Here is a 19530-nt window from a genome sequence, read left to right on the forward strand (position 1 = left end):
GCCGGTCTCACCGGCCGAGGAGCCGGTACGCCCGCCGCAGCCGCTCGAGGAGGCCGGGCCCGCCGATGGCGGGGGCCGGCGCGCCGAGCTGCCGCAGCAGCAGGTCCGGTCCGGTCGACAGGCTGGGCGGCCGGTCGGGCAACGGGACCGGCGGCAGCCAGAACCGGTCGACCGCCTCGGCCAGCGGCGCCGTCGGCAGGCCGGCGAGCGCCCGGGACGCGCCGACCGGCGGGACGTCCACGGTGTCCCGCCCGGCTCCCGCCACGCCGTCGTCCCGCGTGGACGGTGCCGACGTCGGCGCGGCACCGTCCACCATGAACGGTGGTGGCGGCACCACACCGTTCGTCGTGGGCGGCGCGGCCGGCGGCACGGCCCGGGTCGCGGCCGGCTGGTCGTCGACGCCTCCGGCGCCGGCCCGCAGGACGCGCAGCCGGTCGAGCAGCTGCGTCCGGCTCCGGCCCCGCCAGTGCAGCAACTGGAACGGGTCGGCGTCGAACGCCTCGGCGAGCAGGTAGAACGTGGCCGCGAGATGCTTGCAGGGGACGGCGAAGTCGGGGCAGCTGCACCGCTGCCGCAGCTCCGCGACACCGGCGGGGAAGAGTGGGGCGCCGGCGCCCGCGAACAGCTCCTCCAGTTCCGGGGGCAGGTCGCCGGCGAGCAGCCGGGCGCTGAAGAACGCCTGGGCGGCCAGTTCCGCCTCGACGCGGGCCCAGAGCGCCTCCGGGAACGGCGGCAGGGCGATGCTCACCTCGTACGGCTGCGCGCGGGAGCCCTGCACCACGGCGTCGACGGTGCCGGGGGCGACATCCAGGCGGACCACCTGTCCGGCCCGCGCGTACGACCGGCCGCGGGTCAGCCGGGTGCCGAGGGCGAACGACTCCAGCACCTCCAGGAAGCGCCGGGACCACCAGGATTGGCCGATGGCCCCGCGGGTGCTGCGCGCCCTCAGCCCGCCGTCGACCCGGCGCGGCCGACCGTAGTCGGCGAACCGGCCGTCGGCGCCGCCGTCGCTCTCCGGCTGCCCGCTCACTCCACCACCGCCCCGGCCTCCAGGGTGAACAGCTCGCGAAGCTGCGTCGTGGACAGCTCGGTGACCCACTGCTCGCCGGTGCCGACGACCGAGGCGGCGAGGCTGCGCTTGTCGGCGATCAGCGCCGCCACCTTCTCCTCCACCGTGCCGGCGCAGACGAACTTGCGGACCTGCACCCGGCGCCGCTGGCCGATGCGGAACGCCCGGTCGGTGGCCTGGTCCTCGACGGCGGGGTTCCACCACCGGTCGACGTGCACCACGTGGTTGGCCTCGGTGAGGGTGAGCCCGGTGCCGCCGGCCTTCAGCGACAGGACGAAGACCGCCGGGCCCCGCGGGGACTGGAACCGGGTCACCATGGCGTCCCGGTCGGCCTTGCCGACCCCGCCGTGCAGGAAGAGCACCTCCCGGCCGAACCGGGCCGACAGGTGCCCGCGCAGCATGCCGCCGAACTCGGCGTACTGGGTGAAGAGCAGGGCCCGCTCCCCCGCCGCGAGGACCTCGTCCAGGATCTCCTCCAGGCGGGCCAGCTTGCCGGAGCGGCCGGGCAGCGCCGAGCCGTCGCGCAGCAGTTGCGCGGGATGGTTGCAGACCTGCTTGAGCCGGGTCATGGCGGCGAGCACCAGCCCACGGCGCTCGATGCCGTCGCTGGACTCGATCCGCGCCAGCATGTCGTCGACGATCGCCCGGTAGAGCGACGCCTGCTCGGCCGTGAGGTTGCAGAGCACCTCCATCTCCAGCTTCTCCGGCAGGTCGGAGATGATCGAGGAGTCGGTCTTGAGCCGGCGCAGCACGAACGGGCCGGTGATCCGGCGCAGCCGCTCGGCCGTCTCGGCGTCGCCGTGCCGCTCGATCGGTTCGGCGTACTTCTTGCGGAAGGTCGCCGCCGGCCCCAGCAGGCCGGGGTTGGCGAACTGCATGATCGACCAGAGGTCCGCCAACCGGTTCTCCACCGGCGTGCCGGTGACGGCGATCCGGTGCCGCGCGGGCAGCGCGCGGACCGCCTCGGCCTGCCGGGTGGCGGCGTTCTTGATGGCCTGGGCCTCGTCGATGACCACCCGCCGCCAGTCGATCCCGGTCAGGTCGAGCGCGTCGCGGGCCGCGACCGAGTAGGTGGTGAGGACCAGGTCCGCGCCGTGCACGGCCGCGCCGAACGCCTCGCCCCGCGCCCGCTCCGCGCCGTGGTGCACGTGTACGCGCAGCCCCGGCGTGAACCGCGCCGCCTCGCGCTGCCAGTTGCCCACCAGCGACATCGGGCAGACCAGCAGGGTCGGACCGGCGTCCGGCGGGTCCCCGGCGAGCAGGGCGAGCAGTTGCACCGTCTTGCCCAGCCCCATGTCGTCGGCGAGCACCGCGCCGAGTCCGAGGGACTGGAGGAACGCCAGCCAGGCCAGCCCCCGGCGCTGGTACGGCCGCAGCGTGCCGTGGAACGCCGGCGGCGGGTCCAGCGGGGCGAGCCGCCGCTCCACCGCCCCGGCGAGCAGGTCGCCCAGCGCGCCGTCGGCACTGACCTCCAGCACCGGCAGCGCGTCCGGCTGCTCGGCGTCGGCCAGGCCGAGCCGGAGCAGGTCGGCGACGGTCAGCTCGCCGGAGGACCGGAGCAGCCGCAGGCCGGCGGCGAGCCGCTTCGGGTCCAGCTCCACCCACTGCCCGCGCAGCCGCACCAGCGGGGTCTTCAGCGCGGCCAGCGACGCCAGCTCCTCGGCCGTGAGCGGCTGGTCGCCGAGGGACACCTCCCAGCGGTAGTCGACGAGGGCGTCCAGCCCGACGCCCCCGACGGTGGCGGCGACGGTGCCCGGTGCGGTCCGGCTGCGGGCCTGCAACCGGGCGCCGAGCCGGGACGACGGGCGCCGCCACCAGGACGGCAGCAGCACGGCGAACCCGGCGGCGTGCAGCACCGGCGCGCCCTCGCGGAGGAAGCGGTGCGCCCCCTCGACGTCCAGCTCCAGGGCCTCCGGCGTGGCCGTACGCAGGGCGGTGTCCAGCTCGGGCCAGAGCCGGCTGGCACGCCCCAGCTCGGCGAGCAGGGTCTCCTGCGGGTCGTCGCCGCGACCGGCCAGCCCGGCGACGCTCTCCGGCGCCCGCCAGACCTGCCCGGCGTCCACGTGCAGGCTCGGCTCGTCGGCCGCCTGGAGCCCGAACTCGACCCGCCACCGCCCGGCCGGTCGCATCGTCGCCACCGGGTCGGCGGGCACCACGACGACCGGCTCGGTGACCTCGTCGGCCGGCGGCTCGACCAGACGGAAGCTGGCCCGCACGGCGCCGCCGGCCGCGTCGCGCTGCCAGGCGTCCAGTTCGGCGCGCAGCATCTCCAGCGCGGCCGGGTCGGCGGCGAACTCCCGCACCGCTCCGGTGAGCGCGGCCAGCCAGGCCGGCACCGCGCCGTTCGGGCGTACGCCCCGGGCCAGCGCGGTCTCGGCCAGGGCCGCCCGGACGGCGGCGTCGGTGAGTGCGTCGAGCGCGTCGGCGACCAGCGCGCCCGGCGCGTCGGCGGCGACCGGCGCGGGCCGCTCGCGTCCGGCGGGCAGGCCGGTTCGCGCGCGGCGACCGGACGGGGTGCCCGCCCCGGCGGCGGCACCGGGGCCGTCCGGCCCGTCCGGCCCGGTGGCGGCGCGGGCGGCCGGGGGCAGGGCCAGCGCCAGCGCCCGGGCCCAGGCGGCGTCCGTGCCGGTCAGCAGCGGTCGCCACACCGCCCGGGTGACGGCCTCCGCCCGTTCGCCGTCCGGCCGGGTGCGGCCCGCCTGGGGCGCCTCGGCGAGGCCGGGCAGGACCCGGCCCCGGGCCGCCAGGTCGACCGCGAAGTCGGCCAGCTCGGCGAGGTGACGCAGGGTCGCGCCCGGCACGGCGGCCACCGCGTCGAGGCCGCGCAGCAGGGCCAGGGCGGCGTCGGGGGCGTACCGGAGGACGGGCACCCGCCAGCCGGCGAGGGTGACCGGCCCGCGGACCGCCCCGGCGACGTCGGCGCGGACGAGTTCCGGGGAGTCCAGCGGTGCGCCGGCCCGGGTGGGGAGGGTGAGCAGCGCGGTGCCGAGGTCGGCCGGCTCGGCCGTCGCGGCCAGCGCGGCGGCCAACGCGGCATGGTCGGCGGCGAACGGGTGCGGCCGTTCCCGGGGCGCCCGGCCCGGGCGGCGCGGCGCGTGGGCCGGCAGCGCGCTGTCCTCGGCCCAGACGGCGAGCCCGACGCCGGACCGCCAGACCCCGTGGACGACCAGCACGCGTCCCCCTCCTCGCGACGACCCCGGCGAGGATACCGGTCCGGGCCCGGCGGCCCCGACCAGCACACCGTCGGCCGTCCGGACGAGCGGGCGGCGGGCGGCGCGGGCCCCGTGGCCGCCGCCGGCGGGGATAGGGTCGGGCGCGTGTACGACCTCCTCGTGATCGGCGGTCTCGGCGTCGACGTGCGGGTGCGGGTGCCCGCGATCCCGCTGCCGGCCGCCGACTCCGTCACCGTCGACCCGATCGACCTGCGGATCGGCAACACCGGCGCCGGGGTGGCGCTCGCCGCGCACGCGCTCGGGCTCCGGGTGGCGGTGGTCGACGTCATCGGCGCCGACCCGGCCGGCGACGTGGTCCGCGCCGCGCTGGCCCGCACCGGCGTGCACGCCGTGCTGGGCGACGCCCCGGCCGGCACCCGGCGGTCCGTGAACATGGTCGACCCGGCCGGCCGGCGGATGTCGCTCTACGACCCACGCCCCTGGCACGGGCCGGCGCCGTTCCCGGCGGCCGACGTGACCGCGCTGGTCCGGCAGGCGGCCCACGTGCACCTGTCGATCGTGGACTGGACGCTTCCCCTGCTGCCCGCCCTGCGCGCGGGGCTGGCCGACGGTGCCGTCCTCTCCACCGACCTGCACGACTGGGACGGCGGGAACGCCTACCACCGGCCCTTCGCCGAGGTGGCCGACCTGGTCTTCGTCAGCGGGGTCCGGCTGGGCGCGGAGGCCGGCGCGCTCGCCGCCGCGCTGGCGCCCCGCACGGTACTGGTGACCCGGGGCGCGGACGGCGCCCAGCTGCACACCGGCGGGGGCGTGCCGACGGCCGTGCCCGCCGCCGTGCCGCCCGCACCGGTCGTCGACACCAACGGCGCGGGGGACGCCTTCGCGGCGGGCGTGATCGCCGGCCGGCTGCGCGGCGCGGCGCTGACCGGCGCGGCGGCGTACGCGGCCCGGGTCGCCGCCGCGGCCTGCACCCACGACGGCATGGAGTATCCGCCCGACCTGCTGCCGCGTCGCTGAGCCCGCTGTCCGTCGACACGCGGCGCGCCCGGGTCACGTTGCCGCTCGGCGGGCGGCGGGCGGAGCGTGCCGGTGGCGCCGTCCGTCAGCTCGCGGAGGATGTCGGCGGGCCCGACGCCCCGGCCCGCTGCCCCGCTATCCGCTGCGGGGTCTCCCCGGGCGGGGCAGGATGGGGCGCATGGCATCAACGGCAGAAATCCCCCTGGTCGGTGGCGTGGCCGACGGCGAGACCGTCACCGTGGAGCTGGACCCTAACGGCCGCCCGCCGCTGACCCACCACCACCTCGGCGCGAAGGGGCTGGCCGAGGCGGAGATCTACGAGCTGGAGTCCGTGGATGCCGACGCCGACCGGTGGTGCTACCGCTGGCGCGGGCCGGCGGTCTGAGCCGTCGGGTCAGGCCGCCGGGGCCAGGCTGCGGGCGCGCAGGCTGTCCAGCACGGAGCGGGTGACCTGGGAGGTTCCCCGGGCCTCGTCGCACACCTCGGCCACGCGCCGGGCGGTGGCCTCGGCCCGCTGCTCCCGCTCGTCCCAGAGCCGGTCGACCTCGGCCAGCAGCGGCCCCTCGACCTCCCGTTCCACGCCGCGCAGCGCCGGCACCCCGAGCCGCTGGGCGAGGTCGAAGACCTTGCCGGCGTACGGCAGGGGCAGGAACGGCGTGCCCGCCATCGCGGCGAAGATCAGGAAGTGCAGCCGCATGCCGACGGCCAGGTCGAAGTGACGCATGAGCCCGAGCACCTGCTGGGGCGAGTAGGTGCCGTGCAGGATCCGGCCCCGCTCGGCGGCGACCATGTGCGACAGCACGCCGTGCGAGTGCCGGATGTCGTCGCGCTCCATGGGGACGAAGAGCACGTAGGCGTCGATCCGGTGCACCAGGAAGTCGCCGATCTGGGCGAGCAGGCGGTGGTAGCCGTCGACGTCGAGCCGCTCGGCGGCCCGGCCCGGCTCCCGTACGCTCATCCCGACCAGCCGCTTGCCGGCCGGCACCCCCTCCTCGCGGAGCAGCTCCGCCGGGAAGTCCTCGGGTTCGATCAGGAACGCGGGGTCGGCGGTCACGGTGATCGGGTTGAGCAGCCCCGCCTCCTCCAGCACCATCCGGGACTCCTGGTCCCGTACGGTCACCTGGGTGGCGCTGGCCAGGGTCTCCCGCACCATGCCGGTGTCCACGCCCTCGCTGAGCGGCCCGACCCCCACCGCGTACGTCAGCAGCGGCAGGCCCCGCTCCTGGGCGACCCGGACCACCCGCAGGTAGCGGCGGGCCTCCCGGTCGTAGAGGATGCCGCCGCCGCCGAGGATCAGCACGTCGAGCTGGGCCAGGACCAGCGCCGAGTCGGTCCGGCTGATCCCCTCCCAGGGCACCGCCTCCACGTCGGGATGGGCGATCCTGGTGTGCTCCGGGTTCCGGGAGAAGACGATGATCCGCCCGTTCGGCTCCTGCTCGCGCAGATCGGCCAGCAGACCGCTCAGGATCGCCTCGTCACCGAGGTTGCGACCGCCGTACGAGCCGAGCACACCGATGGTCAGTCCGCCGCCATGCCTCATCCGTCGCTCCTCCCCAGGTGCGTCCGGGGCGGGGGTTCCCGCTGCGCCGGGGAACACTCCTGACGGGCTCAGCCGGCCGGGGAGATCCGCTTCGTCATCTGCTGGGCGGCCACCCGGTAGCCGAGGCTGTGGTAGAGGTGGATGGCCCCGGTGTTGGAGCCGAAGACGTTCAGCCCCAGCTCGGGCACCCCGAGGGCGGCGAGTTCCGCCTCGACGAGCTGGATCATCCGCCGCCCGTACCCGTGTCTGCGATGTCCGGGATGCACCTCGACGTTGTTGAGCCATGCGGTGTGGGCCCCGGCGGGGCCGCCGGGGAGCCCGACCCAGATCCACCCCACCTCGACGTCGCCCACCCGGGCCCTGCGGAGCAGGGCGCCGGCGCTGTCGACGCCGTCGGGAAGCTGTTCGCGCAGCTGGGTGGTGGCCCGCTCCAGGGCCTCGGCCGGGGCCAGGCCGCGATCGGTGACCATCGCCTCGGCGTACGAGCGCACGAGCGGCTCCCGTACCCGCGCGAACTCCTCGGCCGTCATGGGTGTCAGTTCCACCGCGTCTCCCCTGTCTCCGCTCACCGGTCGGCGGTGCCGACCAGCCGGGACGCGAACGCCACGACCACGTCGTCGGGGTCGAATCCCGCCTCGATGGACGTGCCGAGCAGGTCGAGCAGCAGCCCGTCCATGGCGTAGTGCAGCAGAGCGACCTCGAACGCGCCACCCGGTAATCCGGCGGCGAGGTGGAACGCGACGTCGTCGCGGTAGCCCCGGCGCAGGGTGTCGCCGAGGATGCGGGCCAGGTCGGGGCGGCGGGCCGCCTCCAGCCGCAGCTCGATCAGCGCCCGGGTGAGGTCGGGCTGCCGGGTGGTCCGCTCGACGATGTAGCGCAGGTAGTCCGTGAACAGCTCCAGCGACGGCTCACGGGCGCCCAGCTCGGCCAGGACCCGCTCGTCCGGGGCGAACCGCTCCATGATCCGCTCGCCGAGCGCGCCGAGCAGCGCGTCGCGGGAGCGGAAGTAGTTGGAGGCGGTGCCGGTCGGCACGCCCGCCTCGGCGTCGACCGCCCGGTGGGTCAGGCCGCGCGCCCCGGTCGCCGCCAGCACCCGCAGCCCCGCGTCGGCCAGGGCCGCCCGTCGTTCCACGTTTCTCGCCACGGGAAACACCCTAGCAAGAACCACTATGGGTGTAGTAGCTTCATCCACGACATCAGTAGTGATTGGGGATCGGTTTGCGCAAGCTCGTGTACTTCGTCGCCAGCACCCTCGACGGCTTCATCGCCGGCCCCGACGGGTCGTACGACTTCCTGCGGTTGGATCCCGACGTGGCGGCCCACCTCGCGGCGAACTGGCCGCAGACGCTCCCCACCTTCGTCCACCCGCAGTTCGGCATCCAGGAGCCGGAGGGCCGCTTCGACGCGGTGGTGATGGGCCGGGGCACGTACGACCCGGGCCTCGAGATGGGCGTCACCAGCCCGTACGCCCACCTGAAGCAGTACGTCTTCTCCCGCACCCTGCCGCCGGCCGCCGAGCCGGAGGTGGAGATCGTCTCCACGGATCCGGTGAAGTTCGTCCGGGAGCTGAAGCGCCGCCCCGGCCGCGACATCTGGCTCTGCGGCGGCGGTCAACTCGCCGGCCAGCTCCTGCCCGACGTCGACGAGCTGGTCGTCAAGCTCAGCCCGTGCGTGATCGGCAGCGGCGTCCCGCTCGTCGCCCGGGGGTTCGACCCGCGCCGCTTCGACCTGGTCGACACGCGTCCGTTCGACAGCGGAGTGGTCATCCTCCACTACGCCCGCCCCGCCGGGGCGGAGTAGCCGGCGCCCGTCCGGCGTCAGCCGGGCGGTGACACCGGGTGGGTGAGGAACGGCAGGACGGCGGCGGGCAGCGCCGGCGAGACGACGATGTCGTAGTGGGTGAGCCCCGGCAGCACGGCGAGCCGCGACGCCGGGCGGTCGGTGCCCTCACCGCCGGCATCCCGGCGGCCCCCGCCGAGCAGCCCGAAGAACTCCACCATGTGCGCGGCGCTGACCGAGTCGGCGTCGGCGAAGACCAGCATGGTTGGCACGGCCAGGGCGGCCACCTCGGCCGACCAGTCGTAGTCGCGGCGCAGCAGCTCGCCGGTCTTCGCCCAGAGCCGCGACCAGTCCCCCGGTCGGGGCGCGACGCGGGTGTAGAGCTCGTACGGCGGAGTGCCCCGCATCCGCTCGCCCGCCGGCTCGTCGGGCTCGGGCATGCCCGCCAGCACCTCCGGATACCAGCCCTGCCGCCGGCACGGCGCGGAGACGACGACCAGCCGGCGCACCAGCGCCGGGTGCTGGATCGCGGTACGCAGCGCCACACCGCCGCCGAGCGAGTAGCCCAGCACGTCGGCCTGGGCCAGGCCGAGGTGCCCGAGCAGCGCGGCGACGTCGTCGGCCATCGACTCGTAGCGCAGCGGACGGTCGACGTCGGCGGTGCGCCCGTGGCCCTGGAGGTCGACGGCGATCACCCGACGGCGCGCGGCCAGCGCCGGCAGAATCGGGGCGAACATCTCCGCCGACCCGAAGCCGCCGTGCAGCAACAGCAGCGGGCGGCCGGCGCCGTGCTCCTCGTGCCACAGGCGCAGCCCGTCGACCTCCGCGTAGCCCATCGCCCCATCAAACCCCGGACCGTACGACGTCCGCCGGCGATCGGCCGTCCGGGCGCGCCCGCCGCCGCTCCCCAGAGCTACAGCCGCTTGCGCATCCGGACGGCGGTCGCCTCGAAGCCCATCTGCTCGTAGAGCGTCCGCGCGGGAAGGTTGAAGCCGAAGACGCTCAGGCCGAGCTGACTCCGCCCGCAGCGACATTCGTTGATGCTCCTCTTCCTGAGCCCCGAACCTTCCTGAGCCCCGAACCGTCGACGGTCGGCCGGCTATCCCGGCCGGACGCACGGGTCGGTGACCGGGTAGGTGGGGCTTTGCGCCGTACGGCCGTCCGTTGTGGTCGCCCGCACCGACCAGGTCAGCGTCGCCGCGCGCAACTGCCCGACGGTCCCGCGCGGTCGATCCGTCCGCCGTCAGGGCCCGCGCCGACGTCCTGCCTCCGGCGGGTGTCCAGCGCACCTCGGCGGCGACGATCGTGGCACTGCCGGCGGCCCGCACCACGAGGCTGTACGTCTCCGAGCCGCACCGCACGTGGGCGGTGGCGGTGACCGTGAACGGCGCGGCGATCTGCGGTGCGCCGGTCGGCCGGGGCGCGACCGGGGGCCTGGTCGGTGCCGTGGTGGGTGCCGGTGCGACAACGCCGCCCGGCGCGACGTCGGGCGCGTCGGTCCGGGCTGCCCCGCCGCCGCGCGTCGGCGCGACGGCGGAACCGGACGCCGGACCGGCGGCACCGGCCGACGGCGGGTCGGCAGCCCGGGTGCCGGTGTCCGTGGCCGTGCCGGACGGCGGCGCGGGGGCGGGCGGCACCGGTTCACCGGCCGGTGATCCGAACGCCTCGGACACCGGTCGGCCGGAGCCGTCCTGCGCGGCGGTCGGGCGCCCGGGCGCCAGTGCCCAGGTGCCGAGCGCGGCGAGGAGGACCAGCAGGGCTGCGGCCCCGGCCAGCCTCCGACGGCGCCGGTCGCGGCTCGCCGGGGAGGCCGTCCGCACGGCGTGCGCCGCAGCCCGCGGCGCCGCCCCACCTACCGGGAGCGCGGCCGCACCGCCCGAAACCGCCGCCACGCCGCCCGAACCCACGGTCACGTCGGTCGTCGCCGTGGGCGCGTCGACCGCCTCGTCCACCGGGCTGGCGACCGCCGGCCCAGAATTCCCGTCGGTCGCCAGCGCCGGGTCGGCCGTGCCCCCGCCCGCCGGAACGGCGTCCCCGCCGGCCGCCGGATCGGCCGTGACCGCACCCGCCGGATCGGCCTCCGCGCCCGGCGCCGGGTCGGCCCCGACGCCGGTCGCGCTGGTCTCGGCCAGTCGCGGCCACACCGTGTCGGCGACGACCAGGAAGGCCGGGGCCGTGTACGCCGACAGCAGCGCGGCCGGACTGAGCTGTTCCCGCCGGAGCAGCCCGCACACGGCGCAGCTCTCGATGTGCCGCGAGACCCGCTTGCGCAGGGTCGGGGTGAGCCGGCCCTGCCAGCCGTCGATCAGGCCGGCGAGGGTCGGGCAGTCCCGGGCTCCGGTGCGGGCCACCAGCAGCGCCCCCAGCGCCCGTTCGAGCTGTGAGCGGGCGCGCGACAGGCGGGCGTGCGCGTGGTTCGCGGGCACCCCGAGGGCCGCGCCGATGTCGGCCGACGACAGGTCGTGGCGGATGGCCAGGTGGACCACCTCACGGTCGCCCGGGTTCAGCGCGGCGACGGCGGTGTGCACCAGGTCGCGTACCTGATCGGCGTTGACGCCCGTGCCCGGGTCGGCGGTGTCGGCCGCCGGTTCGTCGGCCTCCTCCAGTGGCAGGAAGCGGGACCGCTCCCGCAACTGCCGGAGGCACTCGTTGCGCACGATCGCGTACAGCCAGGAGCGCAGCCGGTCGGGCTCGCGGAGCTGACCGATGCGCTGGCTGGCGGTGAGGAACGCGTCGTGGACGGCGTCCGCGGCGGCCTCCGGCTCGCGCAGCATGGTCCGGGCGTACGTGTAGAGCCGGTCGGCGTACCGCCGGTACATGCCCTCCAGCCCGGCCCGATCACCGCGGCGCACCGCCTCGACCAGTGCGGTGTCGTCCCGTGCCGCCGTGTCCATCCGTCTCCCTCGCTGCTCGTCGACGGGTCCAGTAGAACCGCGGATTTTTTTCTTCGGGTCTTTCTGTTGGCATCCCGACCCGACCGCGCTCCTACCGGTGTCAGCAATACCGAACAGCCCCGAGAAAGGTAGAGACACCATGCGAGAGGGATCGAACCGCACCCGGTGGACGCGTCGGACGGCCGCAGTGGGGGGAGCCGCGCTGAGCGCGCTCGTACTCGGCCAGCTGGCCCTCGCCGGGCCGGTGGCGGCGGTGCCCGGGCTGAGCGTCAAGACGACGACCGGCCCCAGCAACAGCTCCGCGAAGACGCAGAACACGACCTGCCCGGCCGGCACCAAGGTCATCGGCGGCGGTGGCGCGATCACCGGTTCCGGCCTCGGGCAGGTCGGCATGGACATCATGCGTCCGCTGATCGGCGGGGACGCGTACTCGGTGACGGGCCGGGAGGACGAGAACGGCGTCGGCGGCAACTGGGCGGTCACGGCGAACGCGATCTGCGCCACGCCGCCCGCCGGCCTGGTGATGGTGTCCGGCAGTTCGGCGCCCAGCTTCGGCACGTCGAACTGGTTCGAGAAGTCCTGCCCGGCCGGCAAGCACGCCATCGGGGTCGGTGGCGCGGTCGTCGGGGCGGCGAACAGCGAGGTCGTCCTGGAGGACCTGCGCATCCACCAGAACAGCGTCGTGGTGGCGGGTGCCGAGGACGGCACCGGATTCGCCGGCAGCTGGTGGCTGGACGCGGCGCGATCTGCGCCGACCCGCTGCCCGGCGAGCAGCGCGTGATCGACGACAGCGTCTACAGCTCCGCCGCCACCCGGTCGGTCACGGCCACCTGCCCCGCCGGGACGCGGGTGCACGGGGTGGGCGGCGAGATCCTCGGCGGCGACGGGCAGGTGCGCCTGACCCAGATGCGGGCCACCACCTCGACCGTCGTCACCGTCTCCGCCGCCGAGGACGAGGACGGCTTCAGCGGCAACTGGAAGGTCCGCGCGTACGCCGTCTGCGCGAGCTGATTCGCCGATCGAGGAACTGGGACGGGCCGCCGGTCATCCGGCGGCCCGTGCCCGCACCGGTCGTAGTTCGTCGCGGCAGCCGGCTCGGGTCCGACTACCGCGTCACCGTGGCCGGTCAGCCGGTGCGGCGCTTCGGGCCGCGTCGGCGTCACCGGCGCGCAGGCGGCGGGAGCGGGCCAGAGCCAGCCCACCGAGGGTCACGGCGATCAGCCCCACCACCAGCGCCACGATGGCCCCGCCCAGACCGTTGCCGGTGCCGACGGCACCGTCGGAGGTGGCCATGACCAACCCACCGAGGGCCATGCCGACCACCCCCGCCGCGACGGCCACGATGACGCCGAGTCGCCCGGAGCCGGTGCCGAAACGACCGGCGGGGCGAGCCAGAGCCAGCCCACCGACGACCACACCCGACAGCCCCAGCACGACGGCCACGGTGGCCCCGAGTCGCCCCGAGCTCATGGCGGTGACGCCGGCGGCGACCGGCTGGGCCGAGCCGTCCGCGGCCGCCGGTACGGCAGGCGCGAACACCCCGAGCAGGGCCGCCCCGACCACGGCAAGCACACGTCGGACTGACGACAGGGCTCCTGATGACCTCATGTCGTTCTCCTCTTTCCTGGGTCCCGTTCCGGGATCCGGTGTCGCCCGATCATGCCGCCGGGCGTACCGCGGGTCGTCCCGCAGCCGGATGCACTTCGTGCTGCCGCCGCTGGGGCATCCGGCTGCTACGGACGCCGCAGGCGCCGGGAAGGTACCGCGGACGCGGTACGCGACCGCTCGTTCGCGAGCGGGATTCGCCTGCGGCGGCATCCGGCTAGGGTGCGCGCATGAGCACGAAGCGGTCCGAGGTCCGGGCTGGCGTCGGAGACTGGGCGTTCGCCGTCGGTGTGGCAGCGGCGCTGCTGGTCACCGGGCTGTCGAGGAACTCCGCCACGAACCTCGATCTGCTCGGCTACGCGCTACTGACCGGCGGCGGTCTGGCGGTGGCGGCGCGCCGCCAGGCGCCAGTTGCCACCCTGGCCGTCACCGGACTGTGCGCGGTGGGCTACCAGGCGGCTGGCTTCGACGTACCCGCCGTCGCGTACCTGTTCGCGGTGTACACCGCCGTACGGGCGGGGCACCGGGGCATCACGGTGGCGGCAAGCGCGGTCATGCTGGCCGCTCTCCCCCTCGCGGCCCTGGCCTCGGGCCTGCACGACACGGGCGAGGCGTTCGCGCGGGCCCGGGGCGCCCTCGAGTTGGCCTGGCTGGTCGCGGCCGGGGCCGCGGGCGAAGCGTTGCGGCAGGCCGAACGGCGGGCAGAGGAAGCCGAGCGCACCCGGGAGGAGACCGCGCGGCGCCGCGCCGACGAGGGACGGCTGCACATCGCGCGGGAGCTGCACGATTCGCTCACCCACCAGATCTCGATCATCAAGGTGCAGGCCGAGGTCGCCGTCCACGTGGCCCGCAGGCGCGGCGAACACGTGCCGGAGGCCCTGTTGGCGATCCAGCAGGCCGGACGTGAGGCTACCCGGGAGCTACGCGCGACGCTGGAGGCGCTGCGCGGCGACGACACGGCCCCGCCGCGAGGGCTCGACGACGTCCTCGAACTGGTGGAGGGGGCCCGCACCACCGGCCTGCACACGACACTGACGATCGAAGGACAACGACACGGCGTGCCGGCCACGGTGGACCGGACCGGCTACCGGATCGTTCAGGAGTCGCTCACCAACATCGTCCGCCACGCCAACGCCGCCACCGCGTCGGTACGGATCGACTACCGTCCGGACACCCTCGCCATACGAGTCGACGACGACGGCAAGGCCACGCCGGGCACCGCCCCGGTGTCCGGCGTCGGGCTACTCGGGATGCGCGAACGGGTCAGCGCCCTCGGCGGCAGCCTGCGAGCGGAGCCACGCGGCGAGGGCGGGTTCACCGTCCAGGCTGAACTCCCCGTGGACCGCACCTCATGATCCGTGTCCTGCTGGTGGACGACCAGCCGCTCATCCGCAGCGGCTTCCGCGCACTCCTCGACCTCGAGGACGGCATCCAGGTGGTGGCCGAGGCCGCCGATGGGGAACAGGGCCTCGCCCTGGCCAAGGAACACCTGCCTGACATCGCTCTCATCGACATCCAGATGCCGGTCGTCGACGGCATCGAGGCGACCCGGCGCATCGCCGCGGACCCGGCCCTGGCCGGGGTGCACGTCGTCATCCTGACCAACTACGGCATGGACGAGTACGTCTTCGACGCGCTGCGCGCCGGCGCAGCCGGATTCCTCGTCAAGGACATCGTGCCGGAGGACTTCCTGCACGCCGTACGCGTCGCCGCCCGCGGCGACGCGCTGCTCGCACCGTCGATCACCCGCAGGCTGATCGACCGGTACGTCGTCCAGCCGCTCCCCGCCCGTCTCGACAGGAGACTGGAGGGCGTGACCGCCCGCGAACGCGAGGCCGTCGCCCTGGTCGCTCAGGGCCTGTCCAACGACCAGATCGCCGAACGCATGGTCATCAGCCCGATGACCGCGAAGACCCACATCAATCGGGCCATGAGCAAGCTCCACGCCCGGGACCGAGCCCAACTCGTGGTCCTCGCCTACGAGTCCGGCCTGGTCACCCCCCGCAACCGCTGACACCACCGGTCACGGGCCGATCAGCTCGGCCCGCAGACCGCCCACGGGGGTGCGACGGCGCACGATCCGCCATCCCGATGCTCCTGTCGACCCGTCCCGGGCCGCCATGCTCTTCGGGCCGGTGACGGTTCTGGTGGTGAATTGGGTGGGCGCGGCAGGTTTCGAACCTGCGACCCCTCGCTTGTAAGGCGAGTGCTCTCCCACTGAGCTACGCGCCCGGAACGCCCGTACGGCGGGCCGGAGGGTGGCAAGCTTACCCTGCCCTCCACCGGCCCGGTCGTACGGCGTGCCCGGTTGGTCAGGCGGCGACGGCCTCGGCGAGGGCCTTGCGCCAGCCCTGCTGGTCGCGCGCCTCGCCCGGCATGTTCATCTCGGCGAAGCGGACCACGCCCGCCTTGTCGATCACGAAGGTGCCCCGGTTGGCGATGCCGGCGACGTCGTTGAAGACGCCGTACGACTGGGCCACCGCTCCGTGCGGCCAGAAGTCGGCCAGCAGCGGGAACTGGTAGCCCTCCTTGTCGGCCCAGATCTTGTGGGCGTAGACCGAGTCGACGCTGACGGTCAGCACCTGGACGTCGTCGTTGACGTAGTCGTTGAGGTTGTCCCGCACCTCGCACAGCTCACCCTGGCAGATCCCGGTGAAGGCGAGCGGGTAGAAGACCAGCAGCACGGTGCGCTTGCCACGGAAGTCCGAGAGCCGGACCTCCTGGTTGTTCTGGTCCTTGAGCACGAAGTCCGGCGCCTCGGCGCCAACCTCGATCGGCATGCGAGCTCCTCAGGATGGGGTCGGATGGGCAACAGCCTGCCACACCCGGCAGCGGGCGCCGCCGGGTGATCGCCGGCGGCGGCCTACTTCTTGCCCTTGGCCCCGCGGCGCAGGACGAGGCGGGCGCCGCTCCAGTCCCGGCCGGCGTTGACGGTGGAGGTCTGCTGGAGGCCGGCGGTGGGCGCGGACTCGGCGACCTCGCTCGGCTCGACGTGCCCCTCGCGCCCCGCCTTGGGCGTGAGCAGCCACACGACACCGTTGTCGGCCAGCGGGCCGAGGGCGTCGACGAGAAGCTCGAAGAGATCACCGTCGCCGTCGCGGTACCAGACCAGCACCGCGTCGACCACCTCGTCGGTGTCCTCGTCGACCAGATCTCCACAGCGGTCGGTCAGGGCGTCACGGAGATCCTGGTCGACGTCGTCGTCGTACCCCATCTCCATGACGACCATCCCCGGTTCGATCCCGAACCGGTCCGCCAGGCTGCGTACCCCGTCGGCGGCCTGACCAGCGGTCGCGCTCACTGTCGCGTGCCTCCTCATCTCATCCCTGCCCGCAGCGCCGCGTCGACGCCGTCAGGCAAAGTCCACACAGTTGTGGCTCCCCGCGCAAGTGGCGCACCGGGTGGAACGGAATTTACCGTGCCAGAAGCGTGCGGGCACCCTGGGTAATTGCTTCCTCGGAGACCAGAACCTGACGGGCCGCCGGACCTAATGGTACAAACGAGTCAACTCCGGCCACTCGCCGTGCCGCCCCGACATATCCGGCATCCACCAGGGCCGCGATGACCCCCTCGCCGACCCCGCCGGAGCGGCGGGTCTCGTCCACGACCAGCACCCTGCCGGTCGCCGCCGCCTCCCGGATGACGTCGGCCACCGGCAGCGGGGACAGCCAACGCAGGTCCACCACCCGGGTGCCGATCCCCTCGTCGGCGAGCGTCGCCGCCGCGCGCAACGACATCGGCACGCCGTTACCGAAAGTGATGATCGTGACGTCCTCGGCGGAACCGACGCCGTAGACGCGGGCCCGTCCGATCGGCACGTGGCCGCCGGTCCAGGCGCCGGGCTCGGTGTAGTGGGCCAGCCACTCACCGTCACCGTCGCCGTACAGGTCGCGGGTGTGGTAGAGCGCGGCCGGCTCCAGGAAGACGCAGACGCTGCCGTCCACCGCCGCGCTGGCCAGGCAGGTGCGCAGCATGGGCGCGGCGTCGTCCGGCCGCGCCGGCACCGCGATCACCAGGCCCGGCACGTCCCGGAGTACGGCCACCGAGTTGTCGTTGTGGAAGTGCCCGCCGCCCTCCTGGTACGCCAGGCCGGCCACCCGCACCACCATCGGGTTGCGGAAGGCACCCTGCGAGAAGAACTGCATCGTGGCGGCCTCGCCACGCACCTGGTCCTCGGCGTTGTGCAGGTACGCCAGGGACTGGATCTCGGGCACGGGCAGCATCCCGGCCAGCCCGGCGCCGAGCCCCAGCCCGAGGATCGAGGTCTCGTCGAGCAGCGTGTCGAAGACCTGGGCCGCGCCGAAGCGGTCGCGCAGCCCCCTGGTCACCCCGTGGACGCCGCCCTTGACGCCGACGTCCTCGCCGAACACGGCCATCTGCGGGTGGTCGAGCATCCCGTCGGCGAGCGCGGCGTTGATGCTCTGCGCCAGCGTCAGCGGGCCGGTCAGCTCGGGCGGCCGGCCACCGAACGCCTCCGTACGGGCGGCGGCGCCGGGGCCTGCGGCGCGGGCCGCCGCGTCGGCCACCGCCCGGGCGAGGCGGACCGGCCGGCGCGGGGCCAGCGGGGCCAGCACCTCCGCGGGTGCGGTCAGCTTCGGCTCGTCCAGCACCTCCTCGGCGATCCGGCGCACCTGCCAGCCGATCTCGTCGTAGCGGGCCAGCAGTTCCCCGCCGGTGGCGATCCCCGCCCCGACCAGCAGCCGCGCGGTGCCGGCCAGCGGGTCGCGGTCGAGGTCGGCGGCGATCTCCTCGGCGCTGCGGTAGGCGGTCTCGGCGTCCGCGCCGGCGTGCCCCATCAGCCGCACGGTCGACAGGTGGAGCACGGCGGGGCGGCGGTGCCGGCGCACCCAGGCCGCCGCCTCGGCCGCCACCTCGTACGCCCGCACCAGGTCGTCGCCGTCCGCGGCGAAGTAGCGGACACCCGGCTTGGACCGCAGCGTGGTCTCCACCCACCCCTTCGGGGAGCGGACGCTGAGGCCGAGGCCGTTGTCCTCGCAGACGAAGAGCACCGGGATGCGCAGGCCGGTGTGGTCGTACCAGCCGGCGGTGTTGAACGCGGCGGTGGCGCTGGCGTGGTTGACCGAGGCGTCGCCGAACGAGCAGACCACGATGGCGTCCGGCGGCCAGGACGCCTGCGCGGTGTCCCCACCGCTGCCTACCCGCACCCCGTCCCGCCGGCCGGAGGTCTCCAGCCGGCGGAGCCGCTCCACCGCCAGTCCCATGCCGACGGCGCGGGGCAGGTGCGAGGCGATGGTGGGGGTGGTCGGGACGACGGCCAGGTCGGCGCGGCCGAAGACCTTGTGCCGCCCGCCGGCGAGCGGCTCGTGACTCGAGGCGACCATGCCCCGCAGCACGTCGCGGGCCGCCTCGGCGTACCCCGGTTGGAGCGGCCGGTCCACGACGGCCCCGGAGCCACCGGTCGACTCCTCCGGGTCGGGGGCGTCCGGTGCGGAGGAGTCGCCGGGCCCGTCCGGACCGGCCGGCGCGGCCTCGACGGGCCGGTCGGCCGCGGCCGGCTGGTCGACCCCGTCCTGCTCCGCCCCGGGCCGCTCGTCCGGCACCGACCGGGCGGCCTGGGCGGCGCGGACGCAGTAGAAGGCACCCGAGCGGTAGTGCAGCAACGCCGGGTCGGTGGCGCGCAGCGCGGCGGCGACCGCGGCGTTGCCCTCGTGGCCGGCGGAGCCGATCGTGTGGAAGCCCTCGCCGAAGCTGTGCAACCACCGGCCGGCCAGGTCGAGCTGGCGGCTGGTGGCCTGCGCGTCGAAGAGGTCCAGCGCCCGCGCGCCGGTCAGCGTCGTGTCGTCGGTGACCGGCCGTGCGGGGTCACGCCGCTGCGGCGGGGTGTCCAGCGCGGCCAGCGTCTCCCGGAACCGGTCGTCGAGATCTTGCGGGGTGGTCACGTCGGACAGCATTACCGACGAGCGGCCCGTGCGCCCACTCGGACACGAACGACGTGGTGTGGGTCAGTCGTCGTCGCACCGCTCGGGGCAGCCGCCGTCGGAGACCTTCCAGACCAGCTCGCGCAGAATCGCCAGCTCTTCGACGGTGAGCCCGGCGAGCAGCCGGGAGTCCGTCATGACCTGCTGCACCCGGGCCCGTACCTGCCGCCCCGGCCCGGTCACCACCAGCGTCTTCTGCCGCCGGTCGGCGGGGTCGGGGCGCCGCTCGACCAGCCCGGCCCGCTCCAGCTTGTCGACCAGGGCGGTCACGTTGGAGCGGTCGCAGCCCAGCCCTTCGGCGAGGTCACGGGCCGGCAGCGGCCGGTCGGGGTCCAGCTCGTGCAGTGCCCGCGCGGTCGCCGGCGTCAGCCCCAGCTCCGCGATCTCCAGGTCCTGGTGGTGGCGCAGCGCGGCGGCGACGTGCGTGATCCGGCGCACCACGTCGCCGGCCAGCGCCGCGCGGTCGGCGGAATGCGGCGGGGTGGAGGGGGCGGTGTGCTGCGCCATGCCCCAC

At 75.1% G+C, this 19530-nt stretch carries 18 protein-coding genes, 1 tRNA gene and 1 pseudogene; 7 read left to right on the forward strand and 13 right to left on the reverse strand.

What is annotated here, in order from left to right; translation table 11 throughout:
* Window positions 1–7: 7 nt before the first annotated feature.
* Together ACFHW0_RS02090 and ACFHW0_RS02095 are read right to left on the reverse strand one after the other, a co-directional pair.
* Window positions 8–1030, reverse strand: coding sequence for an SWIM zinc finger family protein (locus ACFHW0_RS02090; protein ID WP_416605065.1), 1023 nt, complete (start codon window positions 1028–1030; stop codon window positions 8–10).
* Entirely contained in the window at window positions 1027–4242 is a 3216-nt protein-coding gene (locus ACFHW0_RS02095) for an SNF2-related protein (protein WP_416605066.1), read from the reverse strand. Before ACFHW0_RS02095 ends, ACFHW0_RS02090 begins: the two co-directional genes overlap by 4 nt.
* 144 nt (window positions 4243–4386) lie before the next feature.
* On the opposite strand from ACFHW0_RS02095, the gene ACFHW0_RS02100 reads away from it, so the two are divergent.
* Together ACFHW0_RS02100 and ACFHW0_RS02105 are read left to right on the forward strand one after the other, a co-directional pair.
* On the forward strand, window positions 4387–5259 hold the full coding sequence (locus ACFHW0_RS02100) for a carbohydrate kinase family protein (protein ID WP_416605068.1): 873 nt from the start codon (window positions 4387–4389) through the stop codon (window positions 5257–5259).
* Between the two features lie 178 nt (window positions 5260–5437).
* Window positions 5438–5644 carry a hypothetical protein gene (locus tag ACFHW0_RS02105; RefSeq protein ID WP_121400365.1) on the forward strand — a complete coding sequence of 69 codons (207 nt, stop codon included), beginning with the start codon at window positions 5438–5440 and terminating at the stop codon, window positions 5642–5644.
* Between the two features lie 9 nt (window positions 5645–5653).
* Here ACFHW0_RS02105 and ACFHW0_RS02110 read toward each other — a convergent pair whose 3' ends face one another.
* From ACFHW0_RS02110 to ACFHW0_RS02120, 3 genes are all read right to left on the reverse strand, one after another.
* Window positions 5654–6799: a polysaccharide pyruvyl transferase family protein gene (locus ACFHW0_RS02110; RefSeq protein ID WP_416605070.1), complete on the reverse strand. Its 1146-nt coding sequence runs from the start codon at window positions 6797–6799 to the stop codon at window positions 5654–5656.
* 68 nt (window positions 6800–6867) lie between these two features.
* Window positions 6868–7344 carry a GNAT family N-acetyltransferase gene (locus tag ACFHW0_RS02115; protein ID WP_416605072.1) on the reverse strand — a complete coding sequence of 159 codons (477 nt, stop codon included), beginning with the start codon at window positions 7342–7344 and terminating at the stop codon, window positions 6868–6870.
* Between the two features lie 20 nt (window positions 7345–7364).
* The gene (locus ACFHW0_RS02120; protein WP_416605073.1) at window positions 7365–7943 is read right to left on the reverse strand and encodes a TetR/AcrR family transcriptional regulator; all 579 of its coding nucleotides are present in this window, start codon (window positions 7941–7943) and stop codon (window positions 7365–7367) included.
* A 74-nt stretch (window positions 7944–8017) separates the two neighbouring features.
* Here ACFHW0_RS02120 and ACFHW0_RS02125 point away from each other — a divergent pair, with 74 nt between their 5' ends.
* Window positions 8018–8599 carry a dihydrofolate reductase family protein gene (locus ACFHW0_RS02125; protein ID WP_416605075.1) on the forward strand — a complete coding sequence of 194 codons (582 nt, stop codon included), beginning with the start codon at window positions 8018–8020 and terminating at the stop codon, window positions 8597–8599.
* 17 nt (window positions 8600–8616) lie between these two features.
* Here ACFHW0_RS02125 and ACFHW0_RS02130 read toward each other — a convergent pair whose 3' ends face one another.
* Both ACFHW0_RS02130 and ACFHW0_RS02135 read right to left on the reverse strand, forming a co-directional pair.
* Window positions 8617–9414, reverse strand: coding sequence for an alpha/beta fold hydrolase (locus ACFHW0_RS02130; protein ID WP_416605246.1), 798 nt, complete (start codon window positions 9412–9414; stop codon window positions 8617–8619).
* A gap of 1539 nt (window positions 9415–10953) precedes the next feature.
* Window positions 10954–11613 (reverse strand): annotated as a pseudogene (locus ACFHW0_RS02135) (RNA polymerase sigma factor); the annotation flags it as partial.
* Here ACFHW0_RS02135 and ACFHW0_RS02140 point away from each other — a divergent pair.
* Both ACFHW0_RS02140 and ACFHW0_RS02145 read left to right on the forward strand, forming a co-directional pair.
* Window positions 11612–12253: a hypothetical protein gene (locus ACFHW0_RS02140; protein WP_416605077.1), complete on the forward strand. Its 642-nt coding sequence runs from the start codon at window positions 11612–11614 to the stop codon at window positions 12251–12253. The pseudogene ACFHW0_RS02135 and the gene ACFHW0_RS02140 overlap by 2 nt on opposite strands.
* Complete coding sequence (locus ACFHW0_RS02145) at window positions 12250–12483, forward strand: hypothetical protein (RefSeq protein WP_416605078.1); 234 nt, start codon at window positions 12250–12252, stop codon at window positions 12481–12483. The genes ACFHW0_RS02140 and ACFHW0_RS02145 overlap by 4 nt, the downstream gene beginning before the upstream one ends.
* A gap of 102 nt (window positions 12484–12585) precedes the next feature.
* On the opposite strand, the gene ACFHW0_RS02150 is transcribed toward ACFHW0_RS02145, so the two are convergent.
* A complete protein-coding gene (locus ACFHW0_RS02150; protein WP_416605079.1) occupies window positions 12586–13080 on the reverse strand; it encodes a DUF6223 family protein in 495 nt (164 codons plus the stop codon).
* A gap of 227 nt (window positions 13081–13307) precedes the next feature.
* Between ACFHW0_RS02150 and ACFHW0_RS02155 the strand changes: the two genes are divergently transcribed.
* Both ACFHW0_RS02155 and ACFHW0_RS02160 read left to right on the forward strand, forming a co-directional pair.
* Window positions 13308–14432 carry a sensor histidine kinase gene (locus ACFHW0_RS02155; protein WP_416605081.1) on the forward strand — a complete coding sequence of 375 codons (1125 nt, stop codon included), beginning with the start codon at window positions 13308–13310 and terminating at the stop codon, window positions 14430–14432.
* Window positions 14429–15091: a response regulator gene (locus ACFHW0_RS02160; RefSeq protein ID WP_416605083.1), complete on the forward strand. Its 663-nt coding sequence runs from the start codon at window positions 14429–14431 to the stop codon at window positions 15089–15091. Before ACFHW0_RS02155 ends, ACFHW0_RS02160 begins: the two co-directional genes overlap by 4 nt.
* 146 nt (window positions 15092–15237) lie before the next feature.
* Here the strand turns inward: ACFHW0_RS02160 and ACFHW0_RS02165 are convergent.
* From ACFHW0_RS02165 to ACFHW0_RS02185, 5 genes are all read right to left on the reverse strand, one after another.
* A tRNA-Val gene (locus tag ACFHW0_RS02165) sits at window positions 15238–15309 on the reverse strand.
* A gap of 80 nt (window positions 15310–15389) precedes the next feature.
* On the reverse strand, window positions 15390–15857 hold the full coding sequence (locus ACFHW0_RS02170) for a peroxiredoxin (RefSeq protein WP_121400357.1): 468 nt from the start codon (window positions 15855–15857) through the stop codon (window positions 15390–15392).
* Between the two features lie 83 nt (window positions 15858–15940).
* Entirely contained in the window at window positions 15941–16378 is a 438-nt protein-coding gene (locus ACFHW0_RS02175) for a DUF3052 domain-containing protein (RefSeq protein ID WP_132237238.1), read from the reverse strand.
* A 112-nt stretch (window positions 16379–16490) separates the two neighbouring features.
* Window positions 16491–18989 (reverse strand): transketolase C-terminal domain-containing protein, encoded by a 2499-nt coding sequence (locus tag ACFHW0_RS02180; RefSeq protein ID WP_416605084.1) that lies wholly within the window; start codon window positions 18987–18989, stop codon window positions 16491–16493.
* A gap of 51 nt (window positions 18990–19040) precedes the next feature.
* Window positions 19041–19523 (reverse strand): MarR family winged helix-turn-helix transcriptional regulator, encoded by a 483-nt coding sequence (locus ACFHW0_RS02185; RefSeq protein ID WP_416605085.1) that lies wholly within the window; start codon window positions 19521–19523, stop codon window positions 19041–19043.
* Window positions 19524–19530: the final 7 nt, after the last annotated feature.

Origin of the sequence: Micromonospora sp. LOL_025 (assembly GCF_048060285.1) — a bacterium.
Lineage (GTDB): Bacteria > Actinomycetota > Actinomycetes > Mycobacteriales > Micromonosporaceae > Micromonospora.

Bases quoted from the DNA above. Each gene is read 5' to 3' on its own strand.
- ACFHW0_RS02105 (WP_121400365.1), top strand. From the start codon at position 5,438: ATGGCATCAACGGCAGAAATCCCCCTGGTCGGTGGCGTGGCCGACGGC.
- ACFHW0_RS02110 (WP_416605070.1), bottom strand. From the start codon at position 6,799: ATGAGGCATGGCGGCGGACTGACCATCGGTGTGCTCGGCTCGTACGGC.
- ACFHW0_RS02130 (WP_416605246.1), bottom strand. From the start codon at position 9,414: ATGGGCTACGCGGAGGTCGACGGGCTGCGCCTGTGGCACGAGGAGCAC.
- ACFHW0_RS02140 (WP_416605077.1), top strand. From the start codon at position 11,612: ATGCGAGAGGGATCGAACCGCACCCGGTGGACGCGTCGGACGGCCGCA.
- ACFHW0_RS02150 (WP_416605079.1), bottom strand. From the start codon at position 13,080: ATGAGGTCATCAGGAGCCCTGTCGTCAGTCCGACGTGTGCTTGCCGTG.
- ACFHW0_RS02155 (WP_416605081.1), top strand. From the start codon at position 13,308: ATGAGCACGAAGCGGTCCGAGGTCCGGGCTGGCGTCGGAGACTGGGCG.
- ACFHW0_RS02160 (WP_416605083.1), top strand. From the start codon at position 14,429: ATGATCCGTGTCCTGCTGGTGGACGACCAGCCGCTCATCCGCAGCGGC.
- ACFHW0_RS02170 (WP_121400357.1), bottom strand. From the start codon at position 15,857: ATGCCGATCGAGGTTGGCGCCGAGGCGCCGGACTTCGTGCTCAAGGAC.
- ACFHW0_RS02180 (WP_416605084.1), bottom strand. From the start codon at position 18,989: ATGCTGTCCGACGTGACCACCCCGCAAGATCTCGACGACCGGTTCCGG.
- ACFHW0_RS02185 (WP_416605085.1), bottom strand. From the start codon at position 19,523: ATGGCGCAGCACACCGCCCCCTCCACCCCGCCGCATTCCGCCGACCGC.